Genomic DNA, 13264 nt, shown 5'->3' on the forward strand with positions numbered 1-13264 from the left:
CAGTCCGACCGCCGGGATCGGCCGGCCCTGGCGCGGCAGGATCGTGGCGCCACGGTGCCGCTGTCGCTCGCGCAGCAGCGGATGTGGTTCCTCAACCGCTACGACCCGTCCTCGCCCGCCTACAACCTGCCGCTGCCGGTTCGCCTGGTCGGGGGCCTCGACGTCGCCGCGATGCAGGCCGCGGTCGCCGACGTGATCGAGCGGCACGAGTCGCTGCGGACGATGTTCCCGGACTCGGAGTCCGGCCCGCACCAGGTGGTCGTGCCCGCGGCCGGCGTGGTTCCGGACCTCACCGCGCTGGACGTGACGTCGGCGGATCTCCCCGCCGTCGTCGCGGAGACCGCGACCCGCGGATTCGACGTCACCGTCGAGGTGCCGCTGCACGCGCGGCTGCTGCGCGTGGCCGACGGTGACGCCCGCGGCGAGCACGTGCTCGTCCTCGTCCTGCACCACATCTCGGGTGACGCACTGTCGATGGGCCCGCTCGCGCGGGACGTGATGATCGCCTACGGCGCCCGCACCGCGGGTGAGGTGCCCACCTGGGCACCGCTCGACGTGCAGTACGCGGACTACGCCATCTGGCAGCGCGCCGTGCTCGGCGATGCCGCCGACCCGCAGTCGCTCGCGGCCGCGCAGGTCGGGTACTGGCGGCAGACGCTCGCCGGGCTGCCGGACCGCCTCGACCTGCCGACCGACCGCCCGCGCCCGCACGCGCAGTCCACCCGCGGCGCCGACCTCCGGCTCGCTCTCGGGGCGGAGCTCTATGCGCAGGTCACCGCCTACGCGCGCCGCCACTCGGTGACGCCGTTCATGGTGATGCACGCCGCGTACACGACGCTGCTCGCGCAGCTGGCCGGCAGCGACGACATCGCCGTCGGCACCCCGGTCGGTGGCCGCGGTGAACGCGCCCTCGACGACCTGGTCGGCATGTTCGTCAACACCCTCGTGCTGCGCACCGTCGTGGACCGGACCGAGACCTTCGACGACCTCGTCGCCCGCACCCGGACCGCGGACCTCGCCGCCTTCGAGCACGCCGAGATCCCGTTCGAGCAGCTCGTCGAGGTCCTCGACGTGCCGCGGTCGACGGCGTACTCGCCGCTGTTCCAGGTGGCGCTGGCGTTCCAGTCGGCGGCGCCGTCCCGGTTCGAGCTCGCCGGCCTGGACGTCGACGCGCTCGACGTGCCGACGAGTTCAGCCAAGTACGACTTGATGCTCACCGTGCTGGAGACCGCCGACGAGCGGAGCCTGAGCAGCGACGGTGTCGCAGCCGGTGCCGACCTGGTGTTCACCTACGCCACCGATCTGTTCGACGAGTCGAGCGTGGCGCGGATCGGGGAGCGGCTGCGTCGCCTGCTCACCGAGGCCCTCGCCGCGCCGACCACCCCGGTCGGGGATCTCGCCGTGCTGGACGCGGCGGAGACGGCGTCGCTCGTCGCCCGACGCGGCGCCGACGCGGCGGCGCCGCGGACACTGGCCGCGATCTTCGACGACTCGGCCGCTCGGAACGCGGACCGGATTGCGATCGAGTCCGACGGCGAGCATGTCACTTACGCGGAGCTGGCCGCCCGCTCGAACCGGTTGGCACGGCACCTGATCCGCCTCGGCGTCGGACCGGACACGGTGGTGGCGCTGACCATGCCGCGGTCGATCGACGCGATGGTCGCGATCTGGGCCGTCGCTGCCGCAGGCGGCGCGTACGTGCCGATCGACCCGAAGCTGCCCGCGGATCGGATCACCCACATGGTGACCGACTCCGGTGCGGTGGTCGGATTGACCACCACGGCACTGGGTTCGGAGCTTCCGGATACGGCCCGCCCGGCCGCGGGCTGGCTGGCGCTGGACTCGGCGGATCTCGCCACGGCGGTGGCGGACGAGTCCGCTACGCCGCTGACGGACGCCGACCGCACCGCGGCGCTGTCGGTGGACCACGTCGCCTACCTGATCTACACGTCCGGCACCACCGGTCTGCCCAAGGGTGTCGCGGTGCCACACCGCGGCCTGGAATCGTTGGCCTTCGACCTCGTCGAGTACTACGGCACCTCGTCGGCGTCGCGGGTGCTGCAGTTCGCGGCGATCAGCTTCGACGCGGCGGTCGGCGAGATGCTCGCCGCGTTCGCGGCCGGCGCCACCATGGTGATCGCCCCGACCGACCTGTACGGCGGCACGGAGCTCGCCGGCTTCATCCGCGAGCAGCGGATCACCCTGGTCGTCAGCACGCCGACGGCGGTGCAGACGATCGACGCCACCGGTCTCGACCTCGTCGAGCGGGTCGTCGTCGGTGGCGACGTGTGCCCGCCGGAGCTCGCCGCCCGTTGGGGTGGCCGGCTGCGCAATGCCTACGGCCCCACCGAGACGACGGTCATCGTCACGATCACCGAACCCCTCGCGCCGGGTGTACCGATCACCATCGGCGCGCCGATGCGCGGCGTGCACGCGCTGGTGCTCGACGCCCGGATGCGTCCGGTGCCCGTCGGCACCCCCGGCGAGCTGTACATCACCAACGCGGGCCTGGCCCGCGGCTACCACGCGCGCCGTGGCCTGACCGCGGAGCGGTTCGTCGCCAACCCGTACGGCGCATCGGGGGAGCGGATGTACCGCACCGGTGACGTGGTTCGCTGGAGCGACTCTAACGATCTGGTGTACGTCGGCCGCTCCGACTTCCAGTTGCAGGTCCGCGGATTCCGTGTCGAGCTCGGCGAGATCGACGCCGCCCTGTCCGCGCACGGGTCGGTGGCGTTCGCCGTCACCGTCGGCCGGCCGGGACCGGCCGGTGACCTGGCGCTGGTCGCCTACGTGCAGCCCGTGGCCGGGGCGCGCCTGGACACCGATGCGCTTGCGGCGTCCGTCGCGGCGACGCTGCCGCCGTACATGGTGCCGTCGGTGATCGTGGTGCTCGACGAGGTGCCGCTGACCGCCCTCGGCAAGGTGGACCGCGCGGCGCTGCCGGCGCCCGAGTTCGCCGGTGCCGCGGTGTACGTCGCGCCCGCCGGGGACGTCGAGATCGGCGTCGCCGAGGTCTTCGGCAGGATCCTGAACGCGGAGCGGGTCGGCGCGACCGACGACTTCTTCGACCTCGGCGGCAACTCACTGATCGCGACCCGCGTTGTCGCACAGATCAATCAGGTGTTCGGCACCGGGATCGGTGTCCGGGACCTGTTCGAGGCGCGCACCGTCGCCGAGCTCGCCGCTCGGGTGGTCCGCGGTGGCGACAGCACCCGACCCGCGCTGGTGCCGCAGCCCCGCGACGGGCAGCTGCCGCTCTCGCTCGCACAGCAGCGGATGTGGTTCCTCAACCGGATGGATCCCGACTCCGCGGCGTACAACATTCCGCTGGCTGTGCGGCTGTCGGGCGACCTCGACGGCGCGGCGCTGCGTGCCGCGCTGCGCGACGTGGTCGGCAGGCAGGAGGCGTTGCGCACCTCGTACCCCGACACCGGCGACGGTGGCCACCAGCTGGTGCACGCCCTGGGCGCTGTCGAACTCGACCTTGCAGTGGAGACGGTTGCCGCCGACCGCGTGGTCGAGCGGATCACCGCCCTCGCGACCGAAGGTTTCGACGTCACCGCCGAGGTGCCGGTGCGGGCCGCACTGCTCGAATTGTCGCCCACCGAACACGTTTTCGTGCTCGTCATGCACCACATCGCCGCGGACGGCGTCTCGCTCACACCGTTGGTGACGGACCTGATGACCGCCTACGCGGCCCGCATCGGCGGGGAGGCGCCGCAGTGGACGTCGCTGCCGGTGCAGTACGCCGACTACGCGATCTGGCAGCGTGACCTGCTCGGCGACACCGAGGATCCGCAGTCCCGGGCCGCGGCCCAGCTCGGCTACTGGACGTCGGCGCTGGCCGGGCTGCCGGACCAGCTGGACCTGCCGACCGATCGGCCGCGGCCCGCCCGTGCGTCGATGCGCGGCGGCCGCGTCGAGTTCACCATCGACGCCGAGGTGCACCGCGCGGTCGGCGAGATCGCCCGCGCGCAGGGCGCCACCGTGTTCATGGTCATGCACGCCACCCTCGCGGTGCTGCTGGCGCGCCTGAGCACCACCACCGACATCGCGATCGGCACCGCCATCGCCGGCCGCGGCGAGCCGGAGCTCGACGCGCTGGTCGGCATGTTCGTCAACACCATGGTGCTGCGCACCCGGGTCGAGCCGGAGACCAACTTCGCGACCCTGCTCGAGCACACCCGCAGTGTCGACCTGGGCGCGTTCGCGCACACCGAGCTGCCGTTCGAGCGGCTCGTCGACGCCATCAGTCCGTCCCGGTCCCAGTCGCACCACCCGCTGTTCCAGGTGGCGATCGACTTCCAGGACGCGAACGACGTGCGACTGGACCTGCCCGGACTGGCGATCACGCCGGAGCAGATCACCGCCGACGTCGCGAAATTCGACCTGCAGCTCTCTCTCGTGGAGCAGGTGAATGCGGACGGCCGCCCGGACGGCATGCGGGCCTCGTTCGACTACGCGACCGACCTGTTCGACGCCGCAACCGTCCGCACCTTCGCGGACCGGCTGGTGCGGATCCTGTCCACCGTCGTCGTCGATCCGACCATCCCGGTCGGTGACGTGCCGATCCTCGACCCCAGCGAGGAGGACCGGCTCTCCGGTGTGGCGGGGCCCGAGGGCCTCCCGCACCGCACCCTGCCGCAGATCCTCGCCGACGCGGCCCTGGCCGACCCGGCCCTGGACGCCGTCGACGCAGGCGACACCCGGATCGGCTACCGCGAGCTCGACGCCCGCTCCAACCGGCTCGCCCGCGTCCTGATGGACCGGGGGGTGCGTGCAGGATCCTTCGTCGCAGTCGCGATGCCCCGGTCGATCGACACCGTCACCGCGGTGTGGGCGATCGCCAAGACCGGTGCCGCGTTCCTGCCCGTCGACCCGAACTACCCGGCCGACCGCATCGCCCACATGCTCACCGATTCCGGTGTGGCCGTGGGTGTCACGACGTCGCGGCACCGCGCCGCGCTGTCCGGGCACGTGGACTGGCTGGTGCTCGACGAGGCCGCCGACAGCCTCGCCGCCGCCGACGACGGCGCCGTGGAACCGGCCCGCCCGGTGCTGGTGGACGACGCCGCCTACGTCATCTACACCTCCGGATCGACGGGTCTGCCGAAGGGGGTCGTGGTCACCCATCGTGGCCTCGCGGACCTGGTCGCAGAGCAGCGGTCGCACATGCTGATCGAACCGCGGTCGCGGACACTGCAGTTCGCATCCCCGAGCTTCGACGCGTCGGTTTTCGAGATGATGATGGCGTTCGGCAGCGGATCGACGCTGGTGATCGCGCCCGCCGACCTGTTCGGTGGTGTGGAGCTGTCCGAGTTCCTCCGGGACCGACAGGTGACCCATGCCTGTATCACCCCGGCCGCGCTCGCCGCGGCGGACCCGGCGGGCCTCGACGCGCTGCGCGTGCTCGCGGTCGCGGGTGACGCCTGCCCGCCGGAGTTGGTGGCCCGCTGGGCACCCGGCCGCACGATGCTCAACCTGTACGGCCCCACCGAGGCCACGGTGTGGTCGACGGTGTCGGCGCCGCTGCAGGCCGGCGAGCCGATCACGATCGGTGCCCCCACCCGCGGTATCCGCGTCGCCGTCCTCGACGGCCGGCTGCGGCCCGCCCCGGTCGGTGTCGCGGGTGAGCTGTACCTGTCCGGCCCGGCCCTGGCCCGTGGCTACCACGCCCGCGGACCGCTGACCGCGGAACGCTTCGTGGCCAACCCGTTCGGGCGTCCCGGTGAGCGGATGTACCGCACCGGTGACGTGGTCCGCTGGACCGCCGACGGCACCCTCGAGTACGTCGGCCGCACCGACTTCCAGGTGAAGGTGCGCGGTTTCCGCATCGAACTCGGCGAGATCAGTGGCACCCTGGCGTGCCACGAGAGCGTCGGTTTCGTCACCACCGAGGGTGTCACCGCGCCCGACGGTGGCACCGTCCTCGTCGCGTACGTGCTGCCGGCTGCCGGCCGCGCCGTCGACGAGAATGCGCTGCGCGCGTTCGCAGCGGAGTTCCTGCCCGCGTACATGGTCCCGTCGCACGTCATCGCGCTCGACGAGGTGCCGCTCACCCCGGCGGGCAAGCTGGATCGGCGGGCCCTGCCGAAGCCGCAGTTCGTCGTCCCCGGAGCCGATTACGTGGCGCCGCGGTCGCTGACCGAGGAGATGATCGCCGGGGTCTACGCCGAGGTGCTCGGTGTAGACCGGGTCGGCGTCCTGGACAGCTTCTTCGATCTCGGCGGCAACTCGCTGTCCGCCACCAAGGTGACCGCCCGCGTCAGCGCCGCCCTCGGTGTGCGGATCGGGGTGCGGGAACTGTTCGACGCCCAGTCGGTCGCGGAACTCGCTGCCCGGGTGGAGCATTCGTCGGCGGACTCCGCACGCGCCCTGGTCGCCGGTCCTCGTCCGGCGCGGATCCCGCTCTCGCTCGCGCAGCGGCGGATGTGGTTCCTCAACCAGTTCGACACCGACTCGGCCGCGTACAACGTGCCGCTGGCGGTGCGCCTGTCCGGCGACCTCGACGTCGCCGCACTCGAGCTCGCCGTCGCCGACGTCCTGGCCCGGCACGAGGTGCTCCGGACCGTGTACCCGGACTCGGCTGACGGCCCGTACCAGCAGATCCTGCCGGTCTCGGATCTCGACGTGTCCCTCGACCGGGTCGGGGTCACCGAGGCGGAGGTCGTCGGCCGCGCCGTCGAGCTGATCGCCCGCGGCTTCGACGTCACCGCGGCGACGCCGCCGGTGCGGCTCGCGCTGCTGGAGATCTCGTCCACCGACCGGGTGCTGGTCGTGGTGATGCACCACATCGCCGCGGATGGTGCCTCGGTGGCGCCGCTGGCCCGCGACATAATGATCGCCTACGGCGCCCGGTCGTACGGCGCCGCGCCGCAGTGGACGCCGCTGCCGGTGCAGTACGCCGATTACGCGATCTGGCAGCACGAGACCCTCGGGTCGCTCGACGACCCGGAGTCGCTCGTCAGCACGCAGAGCGCCTACTGGCGTGAGCAGTTGGCCGGTCTGCCCGAGGTGCTGGACCTGCCGATGGATCGGCCGCGTCCTGCGGTGCAGTCGACGGCAGGCGCGAATGTCGAGTTCGTCATCGACGCCGCCACCCACGCCCGACTGCTGGAGCTGGCCCGCACCCGCGGCGCGAGCCTGTTCATGGTGCTGCACTCCGCGTTCGCTGTGCTGCTGTCACGGCTGGGTCGTGAGACCGACATCGCGATCGGCACCCCGGTCGCCGGTCGCGGCGAGCAGTCGCTCGACGACCTGGTCGGCATGTTCGTCAACACCCTGGTGCTGCGCGCCGACGTCTCTCCGGAGACCACGTTCGCGGCCCTGGTCGACGCCGCCCGCGAGACCGACCTGTCCGCATTCACCCACGCGGACATGCCGTTCGAGCAGCTCGTCGATGTGCTCGCACCGGCCCGGTCCACGGCGTACTCGCCGCTGTTCCAGGCGATGTTCACGATGCAGAACAACGCGCAGGCGAACTTCGAGCTGCCCGGTCTGACCGTGAGCGGACTGACCTCCGACTTCGACGTCGCGAAGTTCGACCTGCAGCTGACGGTCAGCGACGCACGCGGCGAGTCCGGTGAGCCCGCGGACATGGTGTCCTCGCTGAGCTACGCGACGGCGCTGTTCGACGAGTCGACCGTCCGCGGATTGGCGGCCCGCTTCCTGCAGCTGCTCGAGGTGCTGCTCTCCGCGCCGGACGTCGCGCTCGGTGATCTCGACCTGCTCGACGCCGCCGAGCGTGACCTGCTGCTGTCGCACTCGCGTGGCGCCGCGGCACCGGTGCTGGAGCGGTCTCTGATCGACCTTGTCGGTGACGCGGCCTCGGCCGCGCCGGACACGGTTGCGGTCACCGCGGCGGGGGAGGCCCACACCTACGGCCGGATCGTCGGCCGCGCCGACGCTCTGGCCACCCTGTTGGCGGACAACGGAATCGGCCGTGACGACGTCGTCGCGCTGGTGCTGGACCGGTCCGCGGAGTGGATTGTCGGCATGCTCGCGGCGTGGAAGGTCGGCGCGGCGTACGCGCCCGTCGACCCCGCCAGCCCGCTCGACCGGATCTCCGCGCTGGTGACCGACACGCAGGCACCGGTCGTCGTGTCGACCCCGGAGTGGATTGCCCGCGCCGGTGTGGGCGACGCACTCGCGGGTGCGCTCGTGCTGACGGTCCCCGAAGACGGTGCGGACGTCCCCTTCGGCGGCACTGCCGGAGCCGTCGATTCCGATGCCCGACTGGGCTACGTCATCACGACGTCCGGGTCGACGGGACGGCCGAAGCCGACGCTGGTGCCGATGACGGGCATCGCGAACACCGTCGACTGGTACCGGCGGCAGCTGGCCCTCGCGGCGGGTGACGGTGTGCTGATCGCGTCGTCGCCGAGCTTCGACCTGACGCAGAAGAACGTGTGGGCGGCGCTGACGTCCGGTGCCACTGTCCACCTCGCCGACCCCGGCTTCGACCCGGATCGGATCCTGGCGCTCGTCTCCGCGAATCCCGTTGCGGTGATGAACATGTCACCGTCCGCGTTCGAGGCCGTCGTCGACGCCGACGCCGACGGTGTGTTGGCGCGGCTGCGGATGCTGTTCCTCGGTGGCGAGGCCGTGAAACTGCCGCCGCTGCGGTCGTTGATCGACGGTGGGCTGCGGGTGTTCAACAGCTACGGCCCCACCGAGGCATCGGACGTCGTGTCGTTCCACGAGGTCGGCCGCGAGGAACGCGGCTCGGTGCCGATCGGGACTCCCCTGCCCGGGATCGACACTTTCGTCCTGGACGAGCGTCTGCGGTTGCAGCCCGCCGGCGTGCCCGGCGAGCTGTACGTCGGCGGCGTCGGCGTCGGCCGCGGCTACGGTGCCATGGCCGGGCAGACCGCGGACCGGTTCGTCGCGAACCCGTTCGGTGGTGCCGGGTCCCGGATGTACCGGACCGGCGACCTCGCACGCTGGACGGCGTCCGGCGAACTGGACTACCTGGGTCGCACCGACTTCCAAGTGAAGCTGCGTGGTCTGCGGATCGAGCTCGGCGAGATCGAGGCCGCGTTGCGCGACCACGATGCCGTCGCGCAGGCGGCGGTGCTGGTGCGGGAGGACACTCCGGGGCAGCAGCTGCTCGTCGGGTACGTCGTGCCCGCTCCGGGTGTCGCGGTGGACGAGGCGGCACTGGTCGCCGCTCTGGGTCACCGGCTGCCCGAGTACATGGTGCCTGCGGTGTTCGTCACCCTCGACGAGTTCCCGCTCAACCGGAGCGGCAAGCTGGACCGGAAGGCGCTGCCCGCACCGGATCTCGCGGCCCGGGTCCGCACCTCACGTGGCCCGGACTCGGAGGTCGAGCGGGTGCTGTGCGAGCTGTTCGCGCAGCTGCTCGGGCTGGACTCGGTCGGTGTCGACGACTCGTTCTTCGCCCTCGGCGGCGACTCGATCATGTCGATCCAGCTGGTGTCCCGCGCGAAGGCCGCCGGCATCCATTTCCCGCCCCGTGCCGTGTTCGAGCACCGGACGGTCGCGGCCCTCGCCAAGGTCGCAACGGTGGGCGAGGACGCAGTCGTCCTCGAGGAGCTGCCTGGCGGCGGTGTCGGCGAGATGCCGCTCACCCCGATCATGCGGTGGATGATCGAGCACCTGCGCGAGTTCGACGAGTTCTCGCAGGCCGTGCTGCTGACCCTGCCCGCCGAGGTCGCCGAGGCCGACCTGCACGCCACCGTGCAGACCGTCCTCGACCATCACGACATGCTGCGGTCGCGCCTGGTGCGCGACGGCGGCCGCCTCGAGGTGTCCGCCGCCGGTGACGTGTCCGCCGACGCCGTCGTCACCCGCGTCCCGGTCACCGACCTGCCCGGCACCGACGCGTTCTCGTCCCTCGCCGAGGCCGAGATGCGCCGCGCGGCAACCCGACTCGACCCCGACGCGGGATCGATGATCCAGTTCGTCTGGCTCGACCCCACTCAGGGCGGCGCGGGCCGCCTCCTCGTCGTCGCCCACCACCTGGTGGTCGACGGCGTCTCCTGGCGCGCACTCGTCCCCGATCTCGCGCTCGCCTGGTACCGCACCACGCAGGGGCAGGGTGCGGAGCTGTCCGTGGTCGGCACCTCCTTCCGGCGCTGGGCGCACGGGCTCGTCGACGAGGCCCCGGCCCGCATGCCGGAACTGCCACTGTGGCAGTCCATCCTGGGCAGCGAGGATCCGCTGCTCGGATCCCGCGCGCTCGACCCGTCCGTCGACACGGTGTCGACGATCGAGGACCTGCGCATCGAACTCGAGGCCGACGTCGCCGAGGCCGTGCTCGGCCGGGTGCCCGCAATGGTGCACGGCACCACCAACGACGGCCTGCTCACCGCGCTCGCACTGGCCGTCGCCAAGTGGCGACGGGACCGGGGTGTGGACGCACCCGGAGCGCTCGTCACCCTCGAAGGCCACGGCCGCGAGGAGCAGGCCGTACCCGGCGCCGACCTCGCGAACACCGTCGGCTGGTTCACCAGCGCGTTCCCTGTGCGGCTCGGAGTCGACGGCATCGACCTCGACGACGCATTCGCCGGCGGTCCCGCCGCGGGCGCCGCGCTCAAGCGGGTCAAGGAACAGCTGCTGACGATCCCGGACCACGGCATCGGCTTCGGAATGCTCCGCTACCTCGACGCCGACGGCGGTGCCGCGCTGCGGGACCTGCCCGCCCCGCAGATCGGCTTCAACTACCTGGGCCGGGTCGCGGCCACCGCGTCCGGAGTCGACGCCCCCTGGGTGCCGGACTCCGAGTCCGCCACCGTCGGCGGCGTCCGTGACGCCGGCATGACCGCGCCGGTCGTGCTCGACATCAACGCGTCCGCCATCGACACCGCCGACGGCACCCGCCTCGGCGCCACCTTCTCCTACGCCACCGGTGTGCTGGACGCCGCGCAGGCACGGGAGATCGCCGACCTGTGGGTGGCCGCGCTGACCGCGCTCGTCGCCCACGCCGACACCCAGGGAGCCGGCGGGTTCACCCCGTCCGACCTGCCGCTGGTCGCGCTCGACCAGGCCGGTGTCGACACGCTCGAGGCCCGGCACCCGGATCTCGCGGACGTCTGGTCGCTGTCGCCGCTGCAGGAGGGCCTGCTCTTCCATGCCCAGTTCGCCGGCGAACACCTCGACGCCTACATGGTGCAGACGGTGCTCGACCTCGACGGCACCGTCGACGCCGACCGTCTGCGAGCGGCCGGTCAGGCGCTGCTGCGTCGGCACGCGAACCTGCGCGTCGCATTCGACACGGCGTCCGGTGAGCCGGTGCAGATCGTGCCGTCGGACGTCGAACTGCCTTGGCAGAAGGTCGATCTCGGAGCAGAAGCCGACCCGGAGGCCGCGTTCGACGATCTGCTCCGGCGCGACCGTGCCCGCGGATTCGACATGGCGACGCCGCCGCTGATCCGATTCACCCTCGCCGACCTCGGTGGCGGCCGGTACCGGATGCTCTCGACCAACCACCACGTCCTGCTCGACGGCTGGTCGACGCCGCTGTTGCTCAAGGACCTGCTGTACCTGTACGCCACCGGTGGCGACGCATCCACCTTGCCGCCCGTCGGCGAGTACCGGGACTTCCTGGTGTGGCTGTCCGACCGTGATCGCGACGCCTCGACCACCGCATGGCAGGACGCCTTCGCCGGCGTCGACGAACCGTCCCTGCTGGCCGTCGGTGAGGGTGACGGTTCGGTCGACTCCGCCGACCTGTCCGTGCTCGCCTCGGAGGGCCTGACCGCGGACCTCACTGCCCTCGCCCGCAGGCAGGGCGTCACCCTGAACACCGTCGTGCAGGCGGCGTGGGGTGTCGTGCTGTCGGCGCTGACGTCGCGCACCGACGTCGTCTTCGGATCGACCGTCTCCGGTCGCCCCGCGGACCTGCCCGGTGTCGAGTCGATGATCGGCCTGTTCATCAACACCCTCCCGGTGCGGGTGACGCTCGATCCGGCGGAGACGCTCACCGAACTGCTCACCCGCGTGCAGACCGAGCAGGCCGCGCTCCTCGACCACCACTACCTGGGTCTGTCCGAGATCCAGCAGGCCGTCGGCACGGGCGCCGCCTTCGACACGCTGACCGTGTTCGAGTCCTACCCGGTCGACCAGGAGGCCCTGGCCCAGGCCGCCGACATCGACGGCATGCGGGTCACCGGTCTGCGCGGCATGGACTCCACGCACTACCCGCTGACCCTGGTCGCCAGCGTCGCGGACCGGTTGAACCTGCAGATGAAGTACCTGACCGGTATCTACGACGCCGACCGGGTGCGGGCGCTGCTGGACCGGGTGCTGCGGGTGCTCACCGCGTTCGCCGAGACGCCCGATCTGCGGGTCGCCGCGGCGGACGTGCTCGACGAGTCCGAGCGGGCTCGGGTGCTGACCGGGTGGGTCGATCCCGGCGTCGCGGCGCCGGCGGGCACGCTCGCCGATGCGTTCGCCGCGCAGGCGCTCACGCATGCGGACCGGACCGCGGTCGCGGCGGGCGACGACCGCCTCACCTACGGCGAGCTCGCCGACCGCGTGAACCGCCTCGCGCGGGTGCTGATCGCCGAGGGCGTCGGCCCGGAGTCGATGGTCGCGGTCGCGATGCCGCGCACCACCGACCTCGTCGTCGCGCTCCTCGCGGTGGTCACCGCGGGCGGCGGCTACGTGCCAGTGGACGTCACCTACCCGCAGGACCGCTTGGCGTACATGCTGGGCGACGCGAGGCCGGTGGTGCTGCTGTCGACGGTCGCCGATGTGGAATCGTTGCCGGACAACGACGTTCCGCAGCTGCTGCTCGATTCGCCGAACCTCGCGGATCGGCTGGCCGGGGTGTCGGCCGCGCCGGTCACCGACGCGGACCGCACGGCGCCGCTGTCGCCGCAGCACCCCGCGTACGTGATCTACACGTCCGGCTCCACCGGCCGCCCCAAGGGCGTCGTGGTGCCGCACGTGGACGTGCTGACGCTGATGGCGAACACGCAGACCAAGTTCGGGTTCGACGAGACCGACGTGTGGACGATGTTCCACAGCTACGCGTTCGACTTCTCGGTGTGGGAGCTGTGGGGTCCGCTGCTGTTCGGCGGTGAGCTCGTCATCGTCGACTACCTGACGTCGCGGTCGCCGGAGGAGTTCCTGGAACTGCTGCGGCGCGAGCGGGTGACGGTGCTCAACCAGACGCCGTCGGCGTTCTACCAGCTCGCGGAGGCCGACCGAACCTCCGGCGACGTCGCAGGGGACAGGTCTGTCTCCGATCGGCTCAGCCTGCGGTACGTGATCTTCGGCGGCGAGGCCCTCGACC

General features: G+C 71.9%; 1 protein-coding gene (only partly in view). It reads left to right on the top strand.

The whole window is internal to a non-ribosomal peptide synthase/polyketide synthase gene (locus tag FFS72_RS16595) on the top strand: the coding sequence, 43470 nt in all, runs 14220 nt past the left edge and 15986 nt past the right edge, and what appears here is coding positions 14221-27484 — codons 4741 (complete) to 9162 (partial); the first complete codon in view begins at position 1. The start codon and the stop codon both lie outside this window.

Source organism: Rhodococcus sp. Q, from assembly GCF_005503035.1.
Lineage (GTDB): Bacteria > Actinomycetota > Actinomycetes > Mycobacteriales > Mycobacteriaceae > Rhodococcus_G.